Genomic DNA, 25,205 nt, shown 5'->3' on the forward strand with positions numbered 1-25,205 from the left:
CTCAATGTCCGTCCTTGCCCGAGCCTTGATCAGTCGACCCGCCAGCCGACCCGCCACCTTGCGGATCATGCGGATGGTGCTGGTTGTAGTGTGCGAGCGCGTCATCCGGGTCTTCCTTCTCGCCGCCGAACTTCGCGCGGATCACGACGAAGAACATCGGGATCATGAAAATCGCGAGGAAGGTCGCCGTCAACATCCCGCCGATCACGCCCGTACCGATTGCGTGCTGGCTGGCCGAGCCCGCGCCGTTACTGATCGCGAGCGGCATCACGCCGAGAATGAACGCGAGCGAGGTCATCAGAATCGGACGCAACCGCAGACGCGCTGCTTCCAGCGCGGCCTCGATCGGCCCCATGCCTTCACCCTGCTGCAACTCGCGGGCGAATTCCACGATCAGAATCGCGTTCTTCGCCGACAGCCCCACCGTGGTCAACAGACCCACCTGGAAGAACACGTCGTTCTCGAGCCCGCGCAGCGTAGCGGCCAGCAGTGCGCCGATCACGCCGAGCGGCACCACCATGATCACCGAGAACGGGATCGACCAGCTTTCATACAGCGCCGCGAGACACAGGAACACAACCAGGATCGAGATGCCGTACAGAATCGGCGCCTGCGAACCGGACTGGCGTTCCTGCAACGACAAGCCCGTCCATTCGTAGCCGATACCCGCCGGCAGCTTCGCCACGAGTGCTTCCATGGCCGTCATGGCCTGACCGGTCGACTTGCCCGGTGCAGCCGCGCCCTGGATTTCCACCGCCGAGATACCGTTGTAGCGCTCGAGCTTCGGCGAACCATAGGACCACGTACCGCTCGCGAACGATGAGAACGGCACCATGGTGCCGACCGTATTGCGCACGTACCAGGCGTTCAGGTCTTCCGGTTTCATCCGGAACGGTGCGTCGCCTTGCAGATACACCTTCTTGATCCGGCCGTCGGTATCGAGGAAGTTGTTCACGTACTGCGACGCCCATGCGATCGAGAACGTCTGGTCGATCACCGACAGCGACACGCCGAGCGCAGCAGCCTTCTCGTGGTCGATGTTCACCGTGAACTGCGGCGTATCGTTCAGGCCGTTCGGGCGCACCTGAGCCAGCGTCGGATCTTTCGCGGCCATGCCCAACAGCATGTTGCGAGCCTGCATCAGCTTCTCGTGGCCGATACCGGCGCGATCCTGCAACTCGAAGTCGAAGCCGGCAGCCGTGCCGAGTTCAGGAATCGACGGCGGATTCACCGGATACACCAGCGCGTTCTTGTAGCCCGAGAAGTGCATGAAGAGGCGGCCAACCAGCGCCTGCACCTTCTGATCCGAGTGCTGACGCACCGCGTAGTCCTTCATCCGCACGAACACGAGACCCGCGTTCTGACCGCGGCCGGCGAAGCTGAAGCCGTTCACCGTGAAGGTCGATTCGACGATGCTCTTCTCGGTGTTGAGCAGGTAGTCGGAAACGTCCTTCAGCGCATGCGCAGTGGTTTCCTGCGTCGAGCCGGACGGCGTTTGCACCAGCACGAACATCGTGCCCTGGTCTTCGTCAGGCAGGAACGACTTCGGCAACTTCACGAACAGCAGGCCAACCGCGAAGATCACCACCATGTAGATGATCAGCCAACGGCCCGAGCGCTTGATCACGTGGTGAACGCCCGAGTGATACTTGTCGCGGCTCTTGTTGAACGTGCGGTTGAACCAGCCGAAGAAACCGGTGGTTTTTTCCTGATGGCCCTTTTCGATCGGCTTCAAGATCGTCGCGCACAGCGCCGGCGTCAGAATCAACGCGACCAGCACGGACAGCACCATCGCCGCCACGATCGTCAACGAGAACTGCCGGTAAATAGCCCCGACCGAACCGCCCGAGAACGCCACCGGCACGAACACCGCCGACAGCACGAGCGCCACGCCGACCAGCGCGCCGGTAATCTGGTCCATCGCCTTGCGGGTCGCATCTCGAGGCGATAACCCCTCCTCCTGCATCACCCGCTCGACGTTTTCCACCACCACGATCGCATCGTCCACCAGCAAGCCGATCGCCAGCACGAGCCCGAACATGGACAGCGTGTTGATCGAGAAGCCCACGATACCCATGATCGCGAACGTGCCCAGCAGCACCACCGGCACGGCGATCGTCGGGATCAGCGTGGCGCGCAGGTTCTGCAGGAACAGGTACATGACCAGGAACACCAGCACGATACCTTCGAGCAGCGTCTTGACCACTTCTTCGATCGACAGACGCACGAACGGCGTGGTGTCGTATGGATATTGCACGACGAGGCCGTGCGGGAAGTACTTCGACAGTTCGGCGACCTTCGCGCGCACTGCCTTGGCCGTAGCCAGCGCGTTCGCGCCGGTGGCGAGCTGAATACCGAAGCCTGCCGTCGGCGCACCGTTGTACTTGGTGTCGAAGTTGTAGTTTTCGCCGCCGAGCTCGATGTGGCCCACGTCCTTGATACGGACTTGCGAGCCGTCCGTGTTCACCTTCAGCAGCACGTTGCCGAACTGTTCAGGCGTATTGAGCAGCGTGGCTTCCGTGATGGTGGCCTGCAGCACCTGGCCCGGCACCGACGGCGTGCCGCCGAGCGAACCGCCCGCGACCTGCACGTTCTGCGCTTGCAATGCCGTCTGCACGTCTACCGGCGTAAGGCCGAAGTTGGTCAGCTTGTTCGCATCCAGCCAGATCCGCATCGCATACTGCGAGCCGAACAGCGTCACCGTGCCCACACCGTCGATCCGGCTGACCGGATCCTGGACGTTCGACGCGACGTAGTTCGCCAGGTCGTACTTGTTCATGCTGCCGTCTTCGGACACGAACGCCATCACCAGCAAGAAGCTGCTGCTCGACTTCGTGACCTTGGTACCCAACTGCTGCACGGCTTGCGGCAACAGCGGCGTGGCGAGCTGCAGCTTGTTCTGCACCTGCACCTGCGCGATGTCAGGATTGGTGCCGGCTGCGAACGTCAGCGTGATGGTTGCCGTACCCGAGTCGTCCGACGTGGACGACAGATACAGCAAGTGGTCGAGACCACTCATCTGTTGCTCGATCACCTGCGTGACGGTGTTTTCCACCGTCTTCGCCGATGCGCCCGGGTACGTTGCGCTGATCTGCACGGCCGGCGGCGCGATGGTCGGGTATTGCGCGATCGGCAACGTAAAGACCGACGCGATACCCGCGAGCATCAGAATAATGGCGATCACCCATGCAAAAATCGGGCGATCAATAAAGAACTTTGCCATGAGGCGGGCTCCCTGTTATTACGCGCCCGATGCAGCAGAAGCGGGTTTAGCCGTCTGCGTCGCACCGCTGGCGGCCGGCGCACCCTGAGCGGATGCGTCGGAAGCGGGTGTGGCGGGAAGTTGCGCGGCAACGGCCTTGACCTGTGCGCCCGGGCGGACCTTGTCGGTGCCCTGGACAATCACGCGGTCGCCGGCCTTCAGGCCGCTTTCCACCACCCAGTTCGAACCGTACGTGCCCGCAGTGACGAGCTGACGCAACGCGACCTTGTTGTCGTCGCCGACCACCAGCGCGGTCGGCTGACCCTTCTGGTCATGCGTGATGCCGACTTGCGGCACGACGAGCGCGCTGTCGTTGATGCCTTCCTCGATCTTCGCGCGCACGAACATGCCCGGCAGCAGCACCTTGTCCGCGTTCTTGAAGATCGCGCGCACGGTCACCGAGCCGGTGGTCTGGTCGACCGTCACGTCGGTGAACTGCAGCTTGCCCTTTTCCGAATAGGTGCGGCCGTCTTCGAGAATCAGCGAGACCTTGGCAGCGTCCGGGCCACTCGTCTTCAGGCGCCCTTCCTGCACTTCGCGGCGCAGCTTCAGGCCGTCGAGGCTGGATTGCGTCAGGTCCACATAGACCGGGTCGAGTTGCTGGACCGTTGCCAGCAGCGTGGCGGCGCTCGCCTGCACATACGCGCCCGGCGTGACTTGCGACACGCCGATCTGGCCGGTCACCGGCGAGGTCACGTCGGTATAGCCGAGGTTGATCTGCGCTGTGTCGACCGCTGCCTTGCCGGCGGCCACGTCAGCTGCGGCCTGGCCTGCAGAGGCCACCGCGTTGTCGTAGTCCTGCTTGCTGACCGCATTGGCGGCCACCAGCACCTTGAAGCGGTTGGCTTGCGCGGTGGTCGAGACGAGATTGGCCTGGGCCTTCGCCAGCGTTGCCTTCGCGTTGTTCAACGTCGCGATGTAGGGCGCCGGATCGATCTTGTACAGACGCTGACCAGCCTTGACCTCGCCGCCTTCCGTGAATTCGCGGCGCAGCACGATGCCGTCGACCCGTGCACGCACTTGCGCGACGAGGAAGGCACTGGTGCGGCCGGGCAATTCGGTGACGACGGGCACAGCCGTCGGCTGGACGGTGACGACACCCACTTCGGGCGTTTGTTGCGGCGGGGCAGATTGTTTTGGTCCGCACGCTGCCAGCAATACGGCAGCCGTCGCGGCACTGATTAAGCGGAATGGAACCCGTTCGACGCGCATGGAGCGACCTCTGTCAAAGACTGAGAATGAAAAAGTGCGCGCATCCCTACCCCGGGGACGACAGCGCACACATGCGTCTTGCGACGCGTGACCGGAAGCCCGTGGATGCAAACCGCACCTGCAGGGGCATCCTGAGCAAAATGCGCCATACCGGGGAAATGCCGCACGGCGCCGCCCGTCGGGGCACGGCGCAAGAGCGTTTTGAAAGGCAACAGTGACGGATATTAACCGGTCGTCACGGCTTGGGCTATCCGATCGTGGGATGCTATTATATATACATCCACGAATGCATGTAAAAGTGCGTTTAGTTCTTTGCAGGCGGGGGGCCTGCAAGATCGCTTCGTAAATTGCTTAACGGCAGACAGATTGTCATCGAGCGTACTTAAAAGCGCCCGGGAAAACCCCACAATCAGGGCAGGTCACCACAATATGGTCAGAAGAACCAAGGAAGAGGCACAGGAGACGCGCAACAGCATTCTCGACGCGGCCGAACGGGTTTTCTTCGAGAAGGGTGTATCGCGCACGTCGCTCGCCGACATCGCGCAGGCCGCCGGCGTGACGCGCGGCGCAATCTATTGGCATTTCGCGCACAAAGGCGATCTGTTTACCGAAATGTTCGACCGCGTGCTGCTGCCGCTGGACGAACTCAAGGCCGCCTCGCAAGACCCCAATGAACCCGACCCGCTCGGGCGCCTGACGGAAATCTGCACGGTCTGCCTGCGCGATACCGCCAACGACCCGCGCCGCCGGCGGGTGTTCGACATCCTCTTTCTGAAGTGCGAGTTCGTCGAAGAGATGGGTCCGGTGATGATCCGTTATCAGACCAACATGCGCGAAGGGCTGTTGAAGATCGAGGGCGGTCTGCGCAATGCGATCTCCAAAGGGCAATTGCCGGCCGATCTCGACACCAGAATCGCGGCGACGATGGTGCATGCGTTCATCAGCGGCTCGCTGCGCGACATGCTGTTTTTGCAGGCGGCGACCGATTTCAGCAAGCATGCGGAGCAAATGGTCGCCGGGATGTTCGATGCGCTACGGCTGAGTCCGGCGCTGCGCATCGGGAATCGGACGGCAGCCGCCGCCCGGTTACCCGGTCAGACTAGCTAGATACTTACGCCGCGACCCGGCGCGCCCGCGCCTTCTGATTCGACGTGTAGATATCGCCGCGTTCGAGCGGCGCCTCACCCTGCACCGTGGCGATCCACTGCTCCGTACTCGCCACCGCCGCGAAGTTCGACTGTAGGACCACGCTGAAGACCCGGTGAATCTCCTGCGCGCTCGCAAAGCCCGCGCTGTTCTCATAGGGCAGCGAGCCGGCTGCGTCGTGCAGAAATTCGACGGCAAACCCCGCATGGTATGCGTGGTTGATCGTCGACGCGTCGCAGTTGTGCGTCATGTAACCGACGACCGTCAGCGTGTCGATCTGCTGCGCGGCCAGCCAGTCGGCGAGATCAGTACCGGTAAAGGCGCTCGCCCGCGACTTCTCAATGTAGTGATCGTGTGCCCGCGCACCCACCACCGGATGCAGCTCGGCGCTTTCGCTGCCGCGCGCGAACACCGGCGAGCCGGCCGGCGCGAGATGTTGCACGACCACCACCGGCACACCGGCGGCACGAGCCGCATCCATCGCCCGGCCGATGTTGGCGAGCGAGGTTTGCACATCCGGGTATTCGATCGGCAGATCGCCGGTAACGTATTCGTTCTGCACATCGATGACGATCAGCGCGCGGCGGGGTGCGGTCATAGCAAGACTCCTGTCAGTTGAGCAGTTAGGGCTCGCGCTGCGCGACCCGGGATGGGCGTTCTGCAGGCAGCGGCGATGAAGCATTGTTCGTCAGCCGCCATGTCCCCGATAGCGACCCGAATGACAATCTTCGCTAGAATCGGGCCATCGTTAAATGTCACGGGGCGATTGCGAATGACGGCTACATCCACCTCCTCTACCGCCGGGCGCGACGTCGCGCCCCGCCATGTCGTCGCGGTCGTCGCGTTCGACGGCATCAGCCCGTTCCATCTTTCGGTACCGTGCGTGGTGTTCGGCGAGGACCGCAGCAACGGTGGCTTGCCCGATTTCGACTTTCGCGTCTGCGCTGCCGAGCGCTGCGCCCTGACCACCACCGCCGGCTTCTCGATCGCGGTCACACATGGGCTCGAAGCACTCGCCGACGCGGATACGATCATCGTGCCGAGCTGGCGCGATCCGGACGAGACGCCGCCCGCCGCCCTGCTCGACGCACTGCGCGCCGCCCATGCACGCGGCGCCCAGTTGGTCGGGCTGTGTCTTGGCGCGTTCGTGCTGGCCGCCGCAGGCATTCTCGACGACCGGCCGGCGTCGACCCACTGGGCGTGGGCGGACGATTTCGCTCGCCGCTATCCGCGCGTGCGGCTCGATCCCGACGTGCTCTATGTCGACGACGGCAACGTACTGACTTCGGCCGGCACCGCTGCCGGTCTCGACTGCTGCCTGCATGTCCTGCGCAAGATGAGCGGCGCGCAGGCGGCGAACTATGTCGCGCGACGACTGGTGGTGCCGCCGCATCGGCAGGGTGGCCAGGCGCAATACATTCAGCAACCGGTCGCGCCGAACGTGCGCGGCGACCGCCTGTCCTGTCTGCTCGATTGGGTAAGCGGGAATCTGGATGCGCCGCATACGCTCGACACGCTCGCCGAACGCGCGTTGATGAGCCGCCGCACGTTTACGCGACGCTTCCGGCTCGCCACCGGCACGACCGTCGGCGCATGGCTGCTGACGCAGCGGCTCGGCCGTGCGCAGCAACTGTTGGAAAGCACGGATGAGTCCGTGGAAGCGATCGCGGGGATTGCGGGATTCGGCTCGACCGCCTCGCTACGGCAACATTTCGCGGAGGCGTTCCGCACCTCGCCATCCGCGTGGAGGCGGGAGTTCCGCGGCGTGTGAGCGCGGGTGAGACCGGCAAAAGAGGATAGCGCATTCAAGGACCGCAAATGCCGTGTGGTCGACGGTGTTTCGTAGTCGCCCACCAGGATTTCGTAGTCGCGCTGGCACGACAGCGGTGCGCCAAGCCACGCCGTCACTGCTCGCTAATCCAGCGCGCCACATACAACAGCAGCGCCACCAGAAAAATCATGACCGCCCACGCCCAGTTCGGCACGACATGCGGATTGGGTTCGCGATGCGAGACTCCATGCGACACACCGTGGGCCGCCCCATGCGATGCGCTCGCCGCCCGCCCGGTCAGCGCATTGCCATGATCCACGCGCGTGCGCCGGGCAATCCCGCCAAGCGTGATCGGCCGCAGAAACACGTGCTGCCGACGCGCCGCCGAACCGCGTGCACGGTTCGGCCCTTGCCCATGCTTGGCTCGAACGACCGCGCCGAACTCGTCGAAAAAATCGTCGGCCAGTTGATGCAACGCGTTTTCGAGCTGGCGCGTGGGCAGTTCGGCGAGCGGCCCGGACGAGGTCGCCCAGATCGTGTAATCGATCCGCGTGCCCCGCTCCCTGCCGACGCCATGCGAGCCATCGTCCGCGCGCAACCTCACTTCGATCTGGCCGCGCAACGAGCCGATGCCCTCGGCGCGCGCCTTGAAGTTGATGGTGCGGCGCTGCGCGTCCGCCGGTCCGGAATCCTGGCCGGCGACATGGGCACGCGCTTCGTAACGCGCGCGCAGCGGCCCGAGCGGCACGGTCATGGTCAGTGCATATTCGCCGTCGCCGAGCCGTGTGAACGACTCGCAGTTGTCGAGGCTGGCACGCAACAAGGCGAGGTCCTGCAACGCGTCCCAAACGTCGGACGGCGCAAGCGGAATCCGTAACGCGTCGTTCAGTTCCATGGCAGCCTCCCCGATGAACGCGCGACAGCCGGTCAGGACGTCTGATCGATGCGGTCGACGCGCGATGCGTAAAACGCGAGATACCCTTTTATCTTTAGCGCCGGTTCAAGCGGCGTCTCATAGCTCCAGACGGCGTTTTCGATCAGACCGTCTTCGGTGCGCAAATGATAGTACGAGGCTTCGCCCTTGAACGGGCAGTGCGAAGTATGGGTGGAGCGTTCGAGGCGTGCCATGTTGACGTCGCCGCGCGGAAAATAGAACACGTCCGGCAGGCCGGTTTCGGTGAGCGTCAAGCCGGCCTGGGTATCGGCCATCGTCACGCCGCCGTGGATCACCCGCACCCGATGGTTGTTGCCGCTGATGGCGATGGTGTGCCCGCCCGTGCTCGCGCCGGCGCCGGGGCTTCCGTGAGGTGTCAAGGCATCGCTCATGTCTCGGCTCCGTGATGGGATGTAACCCGGGATGCAACTCGGGGTGCAACTCGGTATGCGGTCGTGCAACAAAAAAGCCACGGGGTGCACCCGTGGCTTCATTATCGGCCAAAGTTAAGCCGATTGCGCGGCCTTCCTGAATGCCGCTGGGGCGTCTCGCCCGGCGCCGCTCAGAGAGGCGAGCCGCTTATTGCGTATTCCAGTAGAACGCCGCCTTGGCGGTGCCCTTGGCCGGAATCGTCACCGCCTTGGTCTGGTCGTTATCCTTGTACTGCGCATGCACGGTATAGCGGCCCGGGCGCAGCCTGACGAGCATATACGGCCCACGCGAGGTGGCGGTCAGCACATTGCCATCGTGCGCATCGACGATCCGCACGTGGATGTCGGCGAGAAAATCGGAGCCGGGGCCGGTGAAGCGCATCGACAGCGGCCACTGGCTTTGCGCCTGCTGCAATGCTTTCGATTCGTCGAGACCGACGCCGCCCGACACGAACGAGACGTCGCCCTGGTGCTGGATTTGCGGCAGGCCGCCACCGTTGGCGTTGCCCGCGCTGCTTTCGTCGGTGGTCGTGCCGCCCGTTACGTCACTCGCCTGCGCGTAAGCGCCGCCCGCCAGACCGAGCGTGAGCGCTGCGCAAACTGCGGCGGCTACGATCCTTCGCTGCTTGCGTTGGGTTTTCATCGGTTCGCTCCTTCTTTAGGTCCTTGTCGTCCGGAATCCCTCGGAGGGTCCAGATCAAGGAAGACGCAACCTGCGTGCCCGCCATCAGTTCGCGTCGTATGGAAACCGCTGCTGCGCCATGCCATGCGGCGCAGAGCGCCCTGCTTTACAGCTTTGATACAGCGTTGAATCACGGCTTTGAAACAGATAAAAAAATGCCGGTCCGTACGCAGTAAGTGCAAGGACCGGCAAGCATTACTTCAATGCGATCAATGTCCGCTTAGCCGAGATCGACCGGCACGAAGATCTGCGCGTTATCCCGCTGGATCAGCAATGCGATGCTGTTGCCCGCGCCGGCGATCATCTGCTTCAACTGATCGACGCTCGTGACCGGCCGGCCATTGACCGCCAGAATCACGTCGCCCGGCTGGATGCCGGCGCTTTCAGCCGCGCCGCCCGATTGCTGCACCAGCAGGCCGTGCGACACCGACGCGCCGCTCTTCTCTTCCGGCGTCAGCGGCCGCACCGCCACGCCGAGACGGCCTTGCAACTGGGTCGGCTGATCGGCCTTGTCCGAGGCCACCTTGGCATCCGACAGTGAACCGATCGTCACCTTCAGGTCTTTGGTGGCCTTGTCGCGCCACACCTGCACGGTGGCCGAACTGCCCGGCGCCAGACCCGCGACCTGCGACGGCAGATCGGACGAGTCGCCGACCGGCTCGCCATTCACCGACAGAATCACGTCGCCCGGTTGCAACCCACCCTTGGCGGCCGGGCCGCCCGGATCGACCGAGCTGACGAGCGCGCCCTGCGGCTTCTGCATACCGAACGAATCGGCCAGCGTCTGGTTCATGCCCTGCACCGCGACGCCGAGACGTCCGCGGCTCACATGGCCGGTCTTGACGATGTCGTCCTTGACCTTGATCGCTTCGTTAATCGGGATCGCGAACGAAAGGCCCTGGAAGCCACCCGTCTGCGAATAGATCATCGAGTTGATGCCGATCACTTCGCCTTGCAGATTGAACAGCGGGCCGCCCGAGTTACCCGGATTCACCGGCACGTCGGTCTGGATGAACGGCGTGTAGTTTTCGTTCGGCAGCGAGCGCGATTTCGCGCTGATGATGCCCGAGGTCACGGTGTTGTCGAAACCGTAAGGCGAGCCGATCGCGACCACCCACTGGCCGACCTTGCTCTGACGCGGATCGCCGATCTTCACGGTCGGCAGACTGCTCGCATCGATCTTCAGCACGGCGACGTCGGACTGCTTGTCGGCGCCGACCACTTTTGCCCTGAATTCACGCTTGTCGGTGAGCTTAACGGTGACGACGTTCGCGCCGTCCACCACGTGGGCATTGGTCAGGATGTAGCCGTCATTGCTGACGATGAATCCCGAGCCGAGGCTCGCGCTCGGCTGATCGGACGCATCGCCGCCGTCGCCGCCTTGCATGCCCGGCATGCCGCCGAAGAAGTGCTTGTAGAACTGATAGAAGGGGTCGCTCGGATCGATCGGCAACTGGTTGCCGCCGTTGGCGCCATTACCGCCGTTACCGCGCAATGCCGTCTGCTTGACCACGTGCTTCGCGCTGATGTTGACCACGGCCGGGCCGTAGGTTTCGACCAGACCTGAGAAATCGGGGATGCCGGTTTTCGCCGCGGCTTCAGCAGGCATCATCGCGGCCTGCGCCGGCGTGATCACCTGCGGCGCGGGCACGTCGCGATGCCCCGCCACATAGCCGGCGGAGAGCGCCACGGCGACAGCCACTGCAACAGCGCTGCGGGACAAGGTTTTCGCGTTCATCGTGTACTCCTGACTGGGAGAAAGAGGCTTTGGAATGAGATGAAGCGTACGTGGCATCGCTTAAAAGAGTCTTAAGCAGCGCCAGATCGCTTCAAGCCCATTTTTGAGGCTTGTTTAAGCCTCGTTTAAGCCACATTCAAGCCACGTTCGAGCCACTTTACGAACAGAAAGCCTCACCCTCAGAAGTGCACTTCGACCTGCAAACCACCCGCCGGCGATTCGTCGAGCTTCACCGCCGCATGGTGTTGCGTGGCGATGCGGCGCACGATCGCGAGGCCGAGGCCGCTGCCCGCCACATCAGTGCGCACGCGGTTCGCGCCGGCGCCGGCCCGGTAGAAGCGATCGAACACGCGCTCGCGTTCGGCCGGCTCGATGCCCGGCCCGCTGTCGGCAATCCGCACCATCGGATGACCTTCGTCGACATGCAGGCCGACGTCGACACGGCCGCCTCGCGGCGTGTATTTGGTTGCGTTATCAACGAGATTGTTGAACATGACCCGCAGCGCGTCGGCGTCGCCGGTCACCGTGGCGGGTTCGCTCGCCTCGATCCCGAGATCGACGCCGCGATTCTGCGCAAGCGGCGCGTACGCCGCCACGCAATCCTGCAGCAGCGCGCGCAGATCGATCGCGTTCGTCGCGGCGACGCCGTCCGGCTCCGAACGCGCAAGCGCCAGCAATTGTTCGGCGAGACGTGTGGCGCGCGTGACGCCCGCCTGCAGATCGGCCAGCGCTTCGCTGCGCGCGGCGTCGTCTTTCGCGCGGGCTACCAGTTGCGACTGGATCTGCACGGCGGCAAGCGGCGTGCGCAATTCGTGCGCGGCATCGGCGACGAATGCTTTCTGAATATCAAGCGCAGTGGCGAGCCGTTCGAGCAGGCCGTTCAACGCGCGCACGAGCGGCTGCACTTCGAGCGGCAGACGCTGATCGGGCAAGGGATCGAGCGCCTCCGGGTGACGCGCGTCGAGCGCACTGGTCACGCGCCGCAACGGCCGCAACCCGCGCCCGACGATTACCCACACCGCGAGACCCAGAAACGGCAGCAGAACGATCAAGGGCCACAGGGTCCGCAACGCGACATTCGCCGCCAGCCGGTTGCGCACCGAAACCGGCTGCGCGAGCTGCACGACGTTATCGCCGACGATCGCGCCGTACACGCGCCAGTCGCCGCGCTCCGTATGCTCGGTCGAAAAGCCGATTTCGGCGCGCGGCGCGAGCGGCGCACGCGGGCGCGAGTAGTACATCAGCACGCCGTTGCGATTCCAGATCTGCAGCACGATGCCTTCGTCGCCGGTGTCACGCGAACCGAGCACCTGGGAGAACGGTTCCGACGGCAGCGCCGCGGCGATCTGCTCCAACTGGTAATCGAACAGTTCGTTGGCTTCGGCAAGCGCTTGCCGGTAGATCAGCCAACCCGCAATGCCGACGCCGAGCAACACCAGCGCCAGCAGCCAGACCAACAATTGACGGCGAATCGAGCGCATCGGCTCAGGCGTCCTTCGCGATCATGTAGCCAAGACCGCGCACGTTGCGGATCAGATCCGCGCCGAGCTTCTTGCGCAGAGCGTGGATGTAGACCTCGACCGTATTGCTGCCGATTTCCTCGCCCCAGCCGTACATTTTTTCTTCGAGCTGGCTCTTTGAAAGCACCGCGCCGGGCCGTGCGATCAACGCTTCGAGCAGGGCGAATTCACGCGCCGACAACGCGACCGGCGCGCCGTCGAGCGTGACCTGATGCGAAGCCGGATCGAGCGTCAGGTTGCCGTGGCGAATCGTCGAATCGCTGCGGCCCGATTGGCGGCGGATCAGCGCGCGCATGCGGGCGCCGAGTTCGTCGAGATCGAAAGGTTTGACGAGGTAGTCGTCCGCGCCGGCGTCGAGGCCTTTGACGCGATCGGCAACTGCGTCGCGCGCGGTGACGATCAGCACCGGAATGGCCTGGCCTTTGGCGCGCAGCGTGCGCAGCACGTCGAGCCCGTCGCGTTTGGGCAGGCCGAGATCGAGCAGCACCAGATCGTAAGGTTGGCTGGCCGCAGCGCTGAGCGCCGCTTCGCCGTCTTCCACCCAGTCGACCGCGAAGCCTTCACCGCGTAGCGCCTTGCGTACACCTTCGGCGATCATCCGGTCGTCTTCGACTAGCAATATGCGCATGGTTGGTACGGTCCTGAAACATTTGACGATGCCGCATTCTAGCGCCCAGCCCCGACGTGCGCGCCGCGCGACGCTTTTTCACCGCAGCGTGGCGGCATGTCTCTACAATGGGCGCTTTGCGTCGCGCCGCGGTTTTCCGCGCGCCACGCGACGCTTCGACACCCTCTGGATTGCCGCGCGCCACCGCGCCCCGAAATCTTGCTTCTTCGCCTGTCCATGACGCACGCTTTTTTGCCCGCTTTTTTGCACTCTCTCGCACGCCGTGTGGTGCTGCGTCCGCTGCCTTCTCCTGCTGCAGACTCTCTGCTTCGCCGGTTCGCACCGCGCTCGGCGGCGTTGCTGCTTACCTGCGCCGCGCTCGGCTGCGGCGGCGCGGCGTTGCCGCTCACTGCACAGGCGCGCGTCAAGGCCACGCATCCAAGCGTCAACGTCACCACGGTGTTGCCGCAGCCGGTGATGCTCGGCCTGCAGCGCGCGCACGTGCCTTTGTCGTCGATCAGCGTGGTGGTCGAGAAAGTGGGCGACCGCACGCCAATCCTCGCGCTGAACGCCGGCAAGCCGATGATGCCCGCCTCGACGATGAAACTCGTCACCACCTACTCCGGCCTGTCGATCCTCGGCCCGGACTATCGCTGGCGCACGAGCGCCTACGCGGACGGCACGCTCGACGCCAACGGCGTGCTGCACGGCAATCTGTACATCCAGGGCACGGGCGATCCGAAACTCGTGCCCGAAGAACTGATCGACCTCGTGCAGAAGATCCACAAGTCGGGGATCAACGGCATCGACGGCGCGCTGGTGCTCGACAAGCGCTATTTCGACGCCTCCACGCGCGATCTGCCGCCGTTCGACGACGACACCACCGCGCCGTACAACGTCGGCCCCGATCCGCTGCTGTACGCCTTCAAATCGCTGTCGTTCACGCTGACGCCTTCGCCGGACGGCAGCGTCGCCATCGACGTGCTGCCCGCGCTCTCGCAGCTACAGATCGACAATCAGATGCACGCCGTCAACGGCCCGTGCCGCGGCGATGCCGCCTCCGTCTCGCCCACCGTCACGCCGCAGCCGAACGGCACCGTGGTGGCGTCGTTCGACGGCGATTACTCGGTGCGCTGCGGTCCGCGCACGATCAACGTCGCGGTGCTCGATCACTCCGCGTTCTTCGCGGGCGGATTCCTCGCCCTGTGGCAGCAAACCGGCGGCACGTTCAGCGGCGCGACCCGCGAAGGCCCGGTGCCGGTCGGTGCACGCCTCGTCGCCACGCACCAGGGGCCGATGCTCTCCGACATCGTGCGCGACATCAACAAGTTCAGTAACAACACGATGGCGCGCAACCTGTTCCTGACGATCGGCGCAACGGAAGAAAAAGCGCCCGCCACGCCCGCGAAATCGGCGCGCGCCATCGAGGAATTTCTGCGCCGCGACAGCGTCGACATGCAATACCTGACGCTCGACAACGGCTCGGGTCTGTCGCGCGACGAGCACGTCACCGCGCTCTCGCTCGCCGATCTGCTGCAGCGGGCCAATGCGAGCCCGGTCGCCCAGGTGTTCGTGGAGTCGCTGCCGATTGCGGGCGTCGACGGCACGATGCGCAACCGCTTGACCAACCAGGGCGCGGGCGGCAACGCGCACATCAAGACCGGCACCCTGCGCGACGTGCGTGCGATCGCCGGTTACGTGGCCTCGTCGGATGGCAACAGCTACGTGGTGGTGAGCCTGATCAACGACCCGCATTCGGAGGCCGCGCGCGCCGCGCACGACGCCTTGCTCGAATGGGTGTATCAGGGACCCTCCCAGGGATTCACGAAGGTCTCAGACTCCGTCGCCCAACCGCGCGGCAGCAAGCCCAGGAAAAACCCGCACAAGCGCGGTGCCCATTGAGGATTCCTTCTATAGAACCCACGCGCCGCAATGCGCCCAAGCGTGTACGCTGTCGGGCAGTGTTTGAGGCGCGCGTAAAACGTTATGCGTAGCGCACGAGCCACGCAGCCGTTACGAAAAGCGTGGCCCAATCAAACGATAACGACAACGTCCGCTGCGGCAAGCGCAGCGGCCAGGGACCACGGAGGAAGACACGATGCAATTCGATGCCGAATTGCTGCTGCTAGCCATGGCGCCAGTCTTTCTCGCATGCATTGGCTGGGAGGCGTGGCACCTGCGGCGCACGCGCCCCGGCGCGCAGCTCTATAGCTGGCGCGACACGTTCTGCAACGCCGCGCTCGCGCTGATGCAGCAAGCCGCAGACAAGCTCGCGTGGCTCGCGATCATCCCCGTCTACGCATTTTTCTACGATCACTATCGCGTCTATACGTGGCAGGCGAGCTGGGTGTCGTTCGTCGTGCTGTTCGTCGCTCAGGATCTGCTCTATTACTGGTTTCACCGGTGCAGCCACCGCGTGCGCTGGCTGTGGGCCGCGCATGTCGTGCATCACTCGTCGGAGCGGATGAATTTTTCGACCGCATTCCGCCAGAGCCTGATGTATCCGATTGCCGGCATGTGGTTGTTCTGGATTCCGCTCGCCGTGTTCGGCTTTCCGCCGAAGCAGATCGTCGCGATCGTGCTGATCAATCTCGGCTTCCAGTTCTTCGTGCACACGCAAGCGATCGGCAAACTCGGCTGGCTCGAATACGTGTTCAACACGCCGTCGATTCACCGCGTGCATCACGCACGCAACGACCGCTATATCGACCGCAACTATGCCGGCGTGCTGGTGATCTGGGATCGCCTGTTCGGCAGCTATGTCGAGGAAGATCCGCACGACGCACCGGTGTACGGCATCGTCGAACCGCTTCACACCTATAACCCGCTGAAGGCGACGTTTCATGAATGGGCGTCGATGGCCGCCGATTTCGTGAGCGTGCGAGGCTGGCGCAACAAGTTGCGCGCGCTGTTCGCACCGCCCGGCATGGGCCGCGGCCTATCACGCGCGCCGCGCCGCGGGCGTGAGTGCCGGTGCCGCGGCATCCGGCGGCGCTACGGGCATTGAAGAGAACCATACAGCCGCGTTTCAAGCACCGCGCAGGCCGTAGAAGATTCTGTAAGCTGTCGTCATGCCGCCGACGCGGTGGGCGCTGCCTGCAATACATGGCATAAGGGCCACACATACGAGGAGATGTAGTCAACATGAAACAAACAGCATCGAAGCAACGTAATTTCGTCCGCGTCACGCAGATCGCCATCGCCAGTGCGGCGTTTGCGCTGCTCGCGGCTTGCGGCGGCAGCGATAACAACAACAGCTCGAGCAGCACGCCGGCAGGCGGCGTGAAATTGCAGGTCGTTTCGTTTGGCGACAGCTTGTCGGATGTCGGCACGTACGCGCCGGTGATTCAGTCGAGCTTCGGCGGCGGCCGCTTCACGACCAACCCAGGTGAAGTGTGGACCCAGAAGGTCGCGGAGTACTACGGCGGCACGTTGACCGCCGCGTATGTGGGCGGCTTCGGTCAACCGCTGGTTGCGACGGGCGGATTGGGCTACGCGCAAGGCGGCTCGGACGTCGTCAACGCCCAAGGCGAAGGTTGGGCACCGAACAACGCGGCGGCCACGACAGTGCCGGTGGTGACCCAGGTGGCGAACTACCTGGGCGCGCATACGAGCTTCAACTCGAACCAGCTCGTGCTGGTGAACGGCGGCGCGAACGACATCTTCCAGTTCTCGACCGCCGCCAATCTGACGGCGCTCGGCACCGCGCTACAGACGCAATACCCGCTGCTCGTACAGGCCGGCAAACTGCCGAACTCGCAGGCAGGCCAGGTACAGTTCATCGCCGGCTACCTGCAGCAACTGGCCAACCCCCAGATCGCGACGGCCGCCACGCAGCTCGCCGCGCAAATCCAGACCATCGTCAACTCGGGTGCGACCCACGTGGTGGTGTCGACGGTGCCGGACATCGGCAATACGCCGCAAGGCGTTCAGGCCAACGCAGCGGCACCTGGCACGGCTGCACTCCTGTCGGGGATTACCGCGGCGTATAACGGCATCCTGGTCCAGAGCCTGACGGCCCTCGGCCTGCTGGGCACGGGCAAGGTCATCGTGGCCGATGCTTTCACGTGGATCGATCAGCAGTTGCCGAACTACCAGGCGCTGGGCTTCACGGTGCCCAACACCGGTACGGCGTGTAACCTGACGTCGATGGTGGCCAACGCAACCGCGTTCGCCACCGCCAATCCGAGCGCAACGAACGGGCTGACCCCGGCACAGTACGGCGCCCAGTTCGGTTCGTCGCTGTTCTGCTCACCGCAGACTTACACGGTGGCTGGCGCTGACCAGACCTACATGTTCGCGGATCTGGTCCATCCGAGCACGCACTTGCACGCTTTGTTCGCGCAGTTCGTTCAGCAGCAGGTCGCGGCCACCGGGTTGGGGAAATAAGTTGAGGGTGGCCGCGTAGCGGCAGCAGGATGCGAATTCTGCGAACGCCCGGCTTGCTGGTCAAGCCGGGCGTTTTTTATTACCTGCGCGGCGCTTCGGATCAGGCGCCTGCAGCGTTAGCGTGCTGTGATTTGTTCGCCGAAGCGGCGCGCGATGTGTATTCGCCTGCTACGTGCCACGTTAGGGCCACACAGGCAAGAAGATCAAACCTTAACCTTGCGCTTCAAAGGCCGCTGCGGCCCTGCCCAGTCGATCGTTCACAGCGATCCACTCGATCGTGTCCGGCAACTTCTCGATGAGAATCCGGCTCACATTCGCGCGATCGAGTGCCCTTAGCAGGCCATACAGCTCGCGCGCATAAACGTGCGGATCTTCAGGCGCGGCAATGAAATGCACGCCCTCGGCATGAGCCCACTCCCGTGCGCGGGAAGCACGCGCTACCAAGGCCACGCGTTCATCGCCCTGGCGCGTCGCGAGCAAAATCTGCAACGCATCAAAAGACAGCAAGGCCAACGGCGTGCGCGGCGCATAGTGCGCCTTCAACGTCCCCGAAGCGCGCGGTGCCGTTGCATCCGAACCGTCGGGCAGGCGTGGCGCCTCGCCGAGTACGTCGGCGATATCCTGCGGCGTTACGCGACCGGGCCTCAACAGCGCCGGAAATCCGCGCGACAAATCCAGAATCGTCGATTCGATCCCGACATCAGATGCGCCGCCGTCCAACACATGAATCGCGCTGCCGAACTCGTCGCGCACATGTTGCGCCGTCGTCGGGCTCACATGACCAAAACGATTCGCCGACGGAGCGGCCACGCCGCCATGTCCGCCGCGCAACGCACTGAACGCTTCGAGCAAAGCCTGGGCAACCGGATGTGACGGGCAGCGCAAACCCACTGAGTCCTGGCCACCGCTCACGGCTGCATTGATCCGCTCGGCACGCTTCAGGATCAACGTGAGCGGCCCCGGCCAGAACGCATCGATCAAGCGCTGCGCTTCCGCCGGCAAATGCTCGACCCAGTAGTTCGGATCGCCCTGCGGCGCCAGATGCACGATCACCGGATGATTCGCCGGCCTGCCCTTCGCCGCGTAAATACGCGCGACCGCTTCCGGATTTTCAGCGTCGCCGCCGAGTCCGTAGACCGTCTCCGTGGGGAACGCGACGAGGCCGCCCGCGTCGAGCAGCGCGGCAGCGTGTTCGATCTGCTCGGCGCTCACAGGCAAGGCGCTTGCGGCGCCCCCTTCGGCAGGTTTGCTTTGATCCGGCATGGCGCTCGCGTCAGCTCGTGATGATATGCAGGAGCCGCGCGCAATCGCGCGCCGACGTGCGGGCTTCTTCGAGTGTCGCGGCCGTGAAGTTCACGTGGCCCATCTTGCGGCCGCAACGTGCTTCTTCCTTGCCGTACAGATGCAAACGCGCCGCCGGCATCGCGGCGACTTCGTGCCACGGCGGCGTGACTGCCGCGCCCTTCGGGCCGCTTGGGAACCAGACGTCGCCGAGGATGTTCAGCATCACCGCCGGCGAATGCTGGCGCGTGTCGCCGAGCGGCATGCCGGTCATGGCGCGGACCTGCTGTTCGAACTGGCTGGTCGCACAGGCGTCCACGGTGTAATGGCCGGAGTTATGCGGGCGCGGCGCCATTTCGTTGGCAACCAGCGACCCGTCTTCGAGAATGAAGAACTCGACGCACAGCACGCCGACATAGCCGAGCTTGTCCGCGATTTGCAGCGCGGCCTGCTGTGCTTGCTGGACCAGCGTCGGGCTTGCATCCGGCGCGGGCACGATGGTGTGCGACAGCACGCCGTCGCGATGCGTGTTCTGCGCCAGCGGATACACCACCGACGCGCCGCTCGCCGCGCGCGCGATCAGCGCGGACACTTCGAACTTCAGCGGCAAGCGCTTTTCCAGCACGCACGGAACACCCGCGAGCGACGCATGCGCCTCGCGCACCTCCTCGGCGTTGCGCACGCGGATTTGACCTTTGCCGTCGTAGCCCATGCGTGCAGTCTTCAGAATGCCGGGCAGCACGGCTTCGAGCTTCGCGTCGTCGAGCGCGGCCAGCGCGTCCGACGATTCGATCACCACGTGCGGCGCGACCGTCACGCCTGACGACGCGATAAAACGCTTCTCGGCGATCCGGTCCTGGGCCACGGCGACGCAACGGCCGGCCGGGCTCACGAAGGTGGTTTTCGCCATGAAATCGAGGCTCGCCGCCGGCACATTCTCGAATTCGGTCGACACCGCCGCGCACAGCCGCGCGAGTTCGGTGAGCGACGCTTCGTCGTCGTAAGCCGCACGGATATGGCGGTCGGCGACCGCGCCCGCGGGACTGTTTTCGTCCGGGTCGAGCACGGCAACGCGATAGCCCATTGCCTGAGCGGCAAAACAGAACATGCGGCCGAGCTGGCCGCCACCGACCATGCCAAGCCATGCGCCGGGCAGAATCGGTGAAACCGGTGTGTTGTCTGGGTTCATCTTAGTGGTCGGTCGCGGCCGGGTGCTGCATTCATACAGCAGCATCCAGCCGGGGGTCAAACAGTGGGGACGTCTTAAAAGCAATCAGCCTTGGCGCTTACAGCGCCGGCAGCACCATTGCGTGGGCCGCTTCGTTCTGGCGCACGCGGAACGCCGCCAGCTTTTCCGCATACTCGGCGCTCGTGCCGCTCAGAATCGACACCGCGAACAACGCCGCATTCGCCGCGCCCGCTTCGCCGATTGCAAACGTGGCGACCGGCACGCCTTTGGGCATCTGCACGATCGAATGCAACGAATCGACACCCTTCAGATACTTGCTCGCCACCGGCACGCCGAGCACCGGCACCGTGGTCTTGGCGGCCAGCATGCCCGGCAGATGCGCCGCGCCGCCCGCACCCGCGATGATCGCGCGAATGCCGCGCTCGCGCGCGCTCTCGGCATACGCAAACATCTCGTCGGGCATGCGGTGCGCGGATACGACTTTGGCCTCATACGGCACGCCGAATTCTTGCAGAATCGCGACGGCGTTCTTCATCACTTCCCAGTCGGAACTGGAACCCATCAGCACGCCGACAACCGGCGCGCCATGCGTATGGGCAGTTTGAGCTTCACTCATGGTACGGCTTCCTTGTTTCTTGAGAGCGCCCCCGACCTGTCGCTTCGCGCCAGGCCCCCCGAGGGGGGTGAGCAAACTTGGGGCGGCCCGGCGTTTTTTGAGAGCGCCCCCTACCTGTCGCTTCGCGCCAGCCCCCCGAGGGGGGTGAGCAAACTTGGGGCGGCCCTGCGTTTTCTCACGCTATGCAGATATAACCAGGTAAGCGTACTTAAGCGAGCTTGTGTCCGGTCAGGCGTTCGAGCGCTTCCTGATACTTCTCGCCCGTCTTCGTGACCACGTCGTCCGGCAGCTTCGGTGCGGGCGGCTCTTTCTTCCACGGCTGGGTTTCGAGCCAGTCGCGCACGAACTGCTTGTCGAACGACGGCGGGTTGGTGCCGACCTGGTACTGGTCAGCCGGCCAGAAACGCGACGAGTCGGCAGTCAGCGCCTCGTCCATCAGATACAGCTGGCCGTGGTTGTCCAGACCGAATTCGAACTTCGTATCCGCGATGATGATGCCGCGCGTAGCGGCGTAGTCAGCGGCTTCCTTGTACAGCTTGATCGAGATGTCGCGGATCGTGGCCGACAGTTCGGTGCCGATGCGGCGTTCCATCTCGTTGTAAGTGATGTTCTCGTCGTGGTGGCCCATTTCGGCCTTGGCTGCCGGCGTGAAAATCGGCTCAGGCAGCTTTTGTGCGTTCTGCAGGCCCGGCGGCAGTTCCACGCCGCACACCGACCCGGTTGCCTGGTAGTCTTTCCAGCCGCTGCCGGCCAGATAGCCGCGCACCACCGCTTCGACGAGGATCGGCTCGAGGCGCTTCACCACTACCGCACGGCCCTTGACCTGCTCGACTTCGTCAGCCGCCACCACGGATTCGGGCGCCACGCCCGTGAGGTGATTCGGCACCACATGCTTCAGTTTCTCGAACCAGAAGTTCGCCATTTCGTTGAGCACGCGGCCCTTATTCGGAATCGGCTCGCCCATGATGACGTCGAACGCCGACAGACGGTCGGTCGTGACGATCAGCAACTGGTCGTTGCCCACCGCATAGTTGTCGCGGACTTTACCGCGGCCGAGCAGCGGCAGCGAGTGGAGCGTGGATTCGTAAAGGGTAGACATCGTCGTGGTTCGCTAAAAGTGGGGCAAAAAGTGTGACCGGAACAAAAGGGAAACGCCGTTCCCCGGATGATGCGGGAACGGCGATCGAACGACAACCTGGCCAATCAGCCAGATGTAGAGCCTGCTTATAGCTTAGCGGACGACTTGCGCGAGCTCGCCCGATTTGTACTTCTCCGCGATTTTATCAAGCGAAACCGGTTTGATCTTGCCGGCCTGGCCTTCGCAGCCGAATTGCGTAAAGCGCTCGAGACAGATCTTCATCGCGGCTTCGCGCGCCGGCTTCAGGTAGTCGCGCGGATCGAACTTGCCCGGATTGGTCGCCATGTAGCGGCGGATCGCACCAGTGATCGCCAGACGCAGGTCGGTGTCGATATTGACCTTGCGCACACCGTTCCTGATACCTTCCTGAATCTCTGAAACCGGCACGCCGTAGGTTTCCTTCATGTCGCCGCCGAATTCGCGGATTTCCGCGAGCAGCTCCTGCGGCACAGACGACGAACCGTGCATTACCAGGTGCGTATTCGGAATGCGCTGGTGAATTTCCTTGATGCGCTGGATCGACAGGATGTCGCCCGTGGGCTTCTTGCTGAACTTGTACGCGCCGTGCGACGTACCGATCGCGATCGCCAGCGCGTCGCATTGCGTCAGCTTGACGAAGTCGGCAGCCTGCTCCGGATCGGTCAGCAGTTGCTCGCGGGTCATCGTGCCTTCCGCGCCGTGGCCGTCTTCCTTGTCGCCCTTCATGGTTTCCAGCGAACCGAGCACGCCCAGTTCCGCTTCCACCGTGATGCCGATCGAATGCGCCGCTTCAACCACCTTGCGCGAGACTTCGACATTGTATTCGTACGATGCGACCGTCTTGCCGTCGGCTTCGAGCGAACCGTCCATCATCACGCTGGTGAAACCGCTGCGGATCGCCGCCATACAGACCGCCGGCGACTGGCCGTGATCCTGGTGCATCACGACCGGAATATGCGGGTACGACTCGACCGCTGCTTCGATCAGGTGGCGCAGGAACGGCTCGCCCGCGTACTTACGCGCGCCGGCCGACGCCTGCATGATGACCGGGGCGTTGACCTTGTCGGCCGCGGCCATGATCGCCTGCACCTGCTCCAGGTTGTTCACGTTGAATGCCGGAATGCCATAACCGTTTTCGGCGGCATGGTCCAGCAGTTGACGCATTGATACGAGAGGCATGCTTAACTCCTTAGATTGAAACGAATTCTGTGCCGTCGGCATCTTTTGGGGCGATTTTATCGCGAAGCAAGCTGCGTACCCGTTCACACATTCCCTAAAGCGCGTTTTCCTTCACGCGCGATTGGAGTCTGTGCGCCGCCTCTCGCGGGGCATGACAGCCTGCTTCACTCAATCAAGCCTGCGTGCCGATCGAGCATTCTCCAACTTAAACAGTCTTCGGCTTAAACCGAATCAATACGGCTCACCGACGCGCACGATCTTCAGCGTATTCGTACCGCCTGCCTGGCCCATCGGCTCGCCGACAGTCAGCACTACCATGTCACCGTGCGACGCGTAGCCCTTGCTGACCACGGTTTCCAGCGCCTGCTGCAACGCGGTGTCGCGATCGGTGCTGGTATCCAGATGCAGCGACGTGACGTTGCGGTAGATCGCCATCGCCCGTTCGCTGCCGACGCGCGGCGTGAGCGCGAAAATCGGCACGTGCGTCCAGTGACGTGACATCCACAGCGCGGTCGAACCCGATTCGGTCAACGCGACGATCGCCTTCGCGCCCAGGTGGTACGCCGTAAACAGCGCGCCCATCGCGATGGACTGGTCGATGCGCGTGAACGTGCGGTCGAGGAAATCCTTGTCCAACTCCGACTGCTCCGACTTCTCAGCTTCGAGGCAGATCGCGGCCATCGTCTCGATGGTCTGCACCGGGTACTTGCCCGCTGCGGATTCGGCCGACAGCATCACCGCGTCCGTGCCGTCCAGCACCGCGTTGGCGACGTCCGACACTTCGGCGCGGGTCGGCACCGGCGCGTAGATCATCGATTCCATCATCTGGGTCGCAGTGATCACGAACTTGTTCGATTCGCGGGCCATACGAATCATGCGCTTTTGCAGCGCTGGAACTGCGGCATTGCCCACTTCCACGGCCAGGTCGCCGCGCGCAACCATGATGCCGTCCGATGCGTCGAGGATGCCTTGCAGTGCCGGAATCGCTTCCGCCCGCTCGATCTTCGCGATCATCTTCGGCTTGATGCCGTAGGGCGCACCCGCGATGTTCGCGAGCTGGCGGGCCATTTCCATGTCGGTGGCGTTCTTGGGGAACGATACCGCGACGTAATCCACGCCAAGCGACATGGCCGTGCGGATGTCTTCCATGTCTTTGGCCGTCAGAGCCGGCGCCGTCAGGCCACCGCCCTGGCGATTGATGCCCTTGTTGTTCGACAGCTCGCCGCCGACCTTCACGGTGGTGTGGATCTCGCTGCCGAGCACGCGCACGACGTCCAGCACGATCAGGCCGTCGTTGAGCAACAGCACGTCGCCCGGTTTCAGGTCGCGCGGCAGGTCTTTGTAGTCGAGGCCGACGCGATCGTCGTTGCCGAGTTCACATTCGGCGTCGAGGACGAAGGGGTTGCCGGGGACCAGCGTGGTCTTGCCGTTTTCGAATTTGCCGACGCGAATCTTCGGACCTTGCAGGTCGGCCATGATGCCGACTTCGCGGCCGGCCTGGCGGGCCGCCTCGCGCACGAATTCTGCGCGCTGGCGGTGGTCGTCGGCGGTGCCGTGCGAGAAATTGAGCCGCACCACGTCGGCCCCTGCCCGAATCATTTGCAGCAGGATTTCCGGCGTACTGGAAGCCGGTCCGATGGTAGCGACAATCTTGGTAGCGCGATGCATGAGTCTCCTCGTCTGGATGGGATCGCTGGAATGAGCGCTGCGAGTCGGATGCGGAGGCTGCGCACCGAAGGGTGCTGCTGGGGGCTGCGCGCCGGTTGAAACCAGCGTCGCTTTATGGGGTGAAGCGGTGTTCGATACCGGCACGGGGGGCGCCGGTGGGGGGGCGAGCGCAACCTCTTCGTCCGGGAGTTCTGCAGGCGAGTGGGCGGCTTGTCCGGTGGACAATTCCGCTGCCTCGCTGGCAGTGGTCAACTCCGCGAGCGCGAGGGACAACTCGGATTCCTGCTGCTGCGGGGCCGCGGCTTCAGCCACGGCCGTTGTGGCGGCGGAGCGCGCTTCGCGCTCCCCTGCCGTTGCTGCTGGGGGGTTGCGCGGCTTGCCGCCCCGGGCTTTTGCAGACCTCGCTGGGGGGGAGCCCGGCACCCCGTTAAGCCCGCCATTCCAGAACGGCGACAGGGGGTAG

At 64.0% G+C, this 25,205-nt stretch carries 19 protein-coding genes and 1 pseudogene; 5 read left to right on the forward strand and 15 right to left on the reverse strand.

The window, feature by feature from the left end; all coding sequences use genetic code 11:
• Position 1 precedes the first annotated feature (1 nt).
• The gene (locus tag FSO04_RS05045) at positions 2-3,223 is read right to left on the reverse strand and encodes an efflux RND transporter permease subunit (protein ID WP_154558658.1); all 3,222 of its coding nucleotides are present in this window, start codon (positions 3,221-3,223) and stop codon (positions 2-4) included.
• A gap of 18 nt (positions 3,224-3,241) precedes the next feature.
• Positions 3,242-4,474 carry an efflux RND transporter periplasmic adaptor subunit gene (locus FSO04_RS05050; RefSeq protein ID WP_154558659.1) on the reverse strand — a complete coding sequence of 411 codons (1,233 nt, stop codon included), beginning with the start codon at positions 4,472-4,474 and terminating at the stop codon, positions 3,242-3,244.
• A gap of 429 nt (positions 4,475-4,903) precedes the next feature.
• On the opposite strand from FSO04_RS05050, the gene FSO04_RS05055 reads away from it, so the two are divergent.
• Complete coding sequence (locus FSO04_RS05055) at positions 4,904-5,581, forward strand: TetR family transcriptional regulator (protein ID WP_154558712.1); 678 nt, start codon at positions 4,904-4,906, stop codon at positions 5,579-5,581.
• Between the two features lie 4 nt (positions 5,582-5,585).
• Here the strand turns inward: FSO04_RS05055 and FSO04_RS05060 are convergent, their stop codons facing one another.
• Positions 5,586-6,218, reverse strand: a complete 633-nt coding sequence (locus FSO04_RS05060) for a cysteine hydrolase family protein (RefSeq protein ID WP_154558660.1) — start codon at positions 6,216-6,218, stop codon at positions 5,586-5,588.
• A 174-nt stretch (positions 6,219-6,392) separates the two neighbouring features.
• On the opposite strand from FSO04_RS05060, the gene FSO04_RS05065 reads away from it, so the two are divergent.
• Entirely contained in the window at positions 6,393-7,391 is a 999-nt protein-coding gene (locus tag FSO04_RS05065; protein WP_154558661.1) for a helix-turn-helix domain-containing protein, read from the forward strand.
• 133 nt (positions 7,392-7,524) lie between these two features.
• On the opposite strand, the gene FSO04_RS05070 is transcribed toward FSO04_RS05065, so the two are convergent.
• From FSO04_RS05070 to FSO04_RS05095, 6 genes are all read right to left on the reverse strand, one after another.
• On the reverse strand, positions 7,525-8,286 hold the full coding sequence (locus tag FSO04_RS05070) for an SRPBCC family protein (protein WP_154558662.1): 762 nt from the start codon (positions 8,284-8,286) through the stop codon (positions 7,525-7,527).
• Positions 8,287-8,318: 32 nt separating this feature from the next.
• Positions 8,319-8,717, reverse strand: coding sequence for a DUF427 domain-containing protein (locus FSO04_RS05075; protein ID WP_154558663.1), 399 nt, complete (start codon positions 8,715-8,717; stop codon positions 8,319-8,321).
• A 187-nt stretch (positions 8,718-8,904) separates the two neighbouring features.
• A complete protein-coding gene (locus tag FSO04_RS05080) occupies positions 8,905-9,399 on the reverse strand; it encodes a carboxypeptidase regulatory-like domain-containing protein (protein ID WP_154558664.1) in 495 nt (164 codons plus the stop codon).
• 259 nt (positions 9,400-9,658) lie between these two features.
• Complete coding sequence (locus tag FSO04_RS05085) at positions 9,659-11,176, reverse strand: DegQ family serine endoprotease (RefSeq protein WP_154558665.1); 1,518 nt, start codon at positions 11,174-11,176, stop codon at positions 9,659-9,661.
• Positions 11,177-11,355: 179 nt separating this feature from the next.
• A complete protein-coding gene (locus FSO04_RS05090) occupies positions 11,356-12,657 on the reverse strand; it encodes an ATP-binding protein (RefSeq protein ID WP_154558666.1) in 1,302 nt (433 codons plus the stop codon).
• A 4-nt stretch (positions 12,658-12,661) separates the two neighbouring features.
• Positions 12,662-13,324: a response regulator gene (locus tag FSO04_RS05095; RefSeq protein ID WP_054034404.1), complete on the reverse strand. Its 663-nt coding sequence runs from the start codon at positions 13,322-13,324 to the stop codon at positions 12,662-12,664.
• Between the two features lie 216 nt (positions 13,325-13,540).
• Between FSO04_RS05095 and dacB the strand changes: the two genes are divergently transcribed.
• From dacB to FSO04_RS05110, 3 genes and pseudogenes are all read left to right on the forward strand, one after another.
• The gene (gene dacB / locus FSO04_RS05100) at positions 13,541-15,205 is read left to right on the forward strand and encodes a D-alanyl-D-alanine carboxypeptidase/D-alanyl-D-alanine endopeptidase (RefSeq protein ID WP_233464747.1); all 1,665 of its coding nucleotides are present in this window, start codon (positions 13,541-13,543) and stop codon (positions 15,203-15,205) included.
• Positions 15,206-15,401: 196 nt separating this feature from the next.
• A pseudogene (locus FSO04_RS05105) lies at positions 15,402-16,353 on the forward strand (sterol desaturase family protein).
• Positions 16,354-16,447: 94 nt separating this feature from the next.
• A complete protein-coding gene (locus tag FSO04_RS05110; protein WP_154558667.1) occupies positions 16,448-17,692 on the forward strand; it encodes an SGNH/GDSL hydrolase family protein in 1,245 nt (414 codons plus the stop codon).
• A gap of 210 nt (positions 17,693-17,902) precedes the next feature.
• Here FSO04_RS05110 and FSO04_RS05115 read toward each other — a convergent pair whose 3' ends face one another.
• The 6 genes from FSO04_RS05115 to pyk form a co-directional block, all read right to left on the reverse strand.
• Positions 17,903-18,955 (reverse strand): L-threonylcarbamoyladenylate synthase, encoded by a 1,053-nt coding sequence (locus FSO04_RS05115; RefSeq protein WP_154558668.1) that lies wholly within the window; start codon positions 18,953-18,955, stop codon positions 17,903-17,905.
• A 10-nt stretch (positions 18,956-18,965) separates the two neighbouring features.
• Positions 18,966-20,162 (reverse strand): 5-(carboxyamino)imidazole ribonucleotide synthase, encoded by a 1,197-nt coding sequence (locus tag FSO04_RS05120; RefSeq protein WP_154558669.1) that lies wholly within the window; start codon positions 20,160-20,162, stop codon positions 18,966-18,968.
• 97 nt (positions 20,163-20,259) lie between these two features.
• Entirely contained in the window at positions 20,260-20,778 is a 519-nt protein-coding gene (gene purE, locus FSO04_RS05125) for a 5-(carboxyamino)imidazole ribonucleotide mutase (protein WP_029968172.1), read from the reverse strand.
• A gap of 208 nt (positions 20,779-20,986) precedes the next feature.
• The gene (locus FSO04_RS05130) at positions 20,987-21,877 is read right to left on the reverse strand and encodes a phosphoribosylaminoimidazolesuccinocarboxamide synthase (RefSeq protein ID WP_028196245.1); all 891 of its coding nucleotides are present in this window, start codon (positions 21,875-21,877) and stop codon (positions 20,987-20,989) included.
• A 132-nt stretch (positions 21,878-22,009) separates the two neighbouring features.
• A complete protein-coding gene (fba, locus tag FSO04_RS05135; protein ID WP_154558670.1) occupies positions 22,010-23,074 on the reverse strand; it encodes a class II fructose-bisphosphate aldolase in 1,065 nt (354 codons plus the stop codon).
• A 231-nt stretch (positions 23,075-23,305) separates the two neighbouring features.
• Positions 23,306-24,742 (reverse strand): pyruvate kinase, encoded by a 1,437-nt coding sequence (gene pyk, locus FSO04_RS05140; RefSeq protein WP_154558671.1) that lies wholly within the window; start codon positions 24,740-24,742, stop codon positions 23,306-23,308.
• Positions 24,743-25,205 lie beyond the last annotated feature (463 nt).

It is taken from the genome of Paraburkholderia madseniana, from assembly GCF_009690905.1.
GTDB classification, from domain to species: domain Bacteria; phylum Pseudomonadota; class Gammaproteobacteria; order Burkholderiales; family Burkholderiaceae; genus Paraburkholderia; species Paraburkholderia madseniana.

Coding starts and splice junctions, on each gene's coding strand:
- dacB (WP_233464747.1), top strand. CDS start 13,541: ATGACGCACGCTTTTTTGCCCGCTTTTTTGCACTCTCTCGCACGCCGT.
- FSO04_RS05065 (WP_154558661.1), top strand. CDS start 6,393: ATGACGGCTACATCCACCTCCTCTACCGCCGGGCGCGACGTCGCGCCC.
- FSO04_RS05055 (WP_154558712.1), top strand. CDS start 4,904: ATGGTCAGAAGAACCAAGGAAGAGGCACAGGAGACGCGCAACAGCATT.
- fba (WP_154558670.1), bottom strand. CDS start 23,074: ATGCCTCTCGTATCAATGCGTCAACTGCTGGACCATGCCGCCGAAAAC.
- FSO04_RS05080 (WP_154558664.1), bottom strand. CDS start 9,399: ATGAAAACCCAACGCAAGCAGCGAAGGATCGTAGCCGCCGCAGTTTGC.
- FSO04_RS05060 (WP_154558660.1), bottom strand. CDS start 6,218: ATGACCGCACCCCGCCGCGCGCTGATCGTCATCGATGTGCAGAACGAA.
- FSO04_RS05045 (WP_154558658.1), bottom strand. CDS start 3,223: ATGGCAAAGTTCTTTATTGATCGCCCGATTTTTGCATGGGTGATCGCC.
- FSO04_RS05085 (WP_154558665.1), bottom strand. CDS start 11,176: ATGAACGCGAAAACCTTGTCCCGCAGCGCTGTTGCAGTGGCTGTCGCC.
- FSO04_RS05110 (WP_154558667.1), top strand. CDS start 16,448: ATGAAACAAACAGCATCGAAGCAACGTAATTTCGTCCGCGTCACGCAG.
- FSO04_RS05075 (WP_154558663.1), bottom strand. CDS start 8,717: ATGAGCGATGCCTTGACACCTCACGGAAGCCCCGGCGCCGGCGCGAGC.
- FSO04_RS05090 (WP_154558666.1), bottom strand. CDS start 12,657: ATGCGCTCGATTCGCCGTCAATTGTTGGTCTGGCTGCTGGCGCTGGTG.
- pyk (WP_154558671.1), bottom strand. CDS start 24,742: ATGCATCGCGCTACCAAGATTGTCGCTACCATCGGACCGGCTTCCAGT.
- FSO04_RS05120 (WP_154558669.1), bottom strand. CDS start 20,162: ATGAACCCAGACAACACACCGGTTTCACCGATTCTGCCCGGCGCATGG.
- FSO04_RS05095 (WP_054034404.1), bottom strand. CDS start 13,324: ATGCGCATATTGCTAGTCGAAGACGACCGGATGATCGCCGAAGGTGTA.
- purE (WP_029968172.1), bottom strand. CDS start 20,778: ATGAGTGAAGCTCAAACTGCCCATACGCATGGCGCGCCGGTTGTCGGC.
- FSO04_RS05130 (WP_028196245.1), bottom strand. CDS start 21,877: ATGTCTACCCTTTACGAATCCACGCTCCACTCGCTGCCGCTGCTCGGC.
- FSO04_RS05115 (WP_154558668.1), bottom strand. CDS start 18,955: ATGCCGGATCAAAGCAAACCTGCCGAAGGGGGCGCCGCAAGCGCCTTG.
- FSO04_RS05070 (WP_154558662.1), bottom strand. CDS start 8,286: ATGGAACTGAACGACGCGTTACGGATTCCGCTTGCGCCGTCCGACGTT.
- FSO04_RS05050 (WP_154558659.1), bottom strand. CDS start 4,474: ATGCGCGTCGAACGGGTTCCATTCCGCTTAATCAGTGCCGCGACGGCT.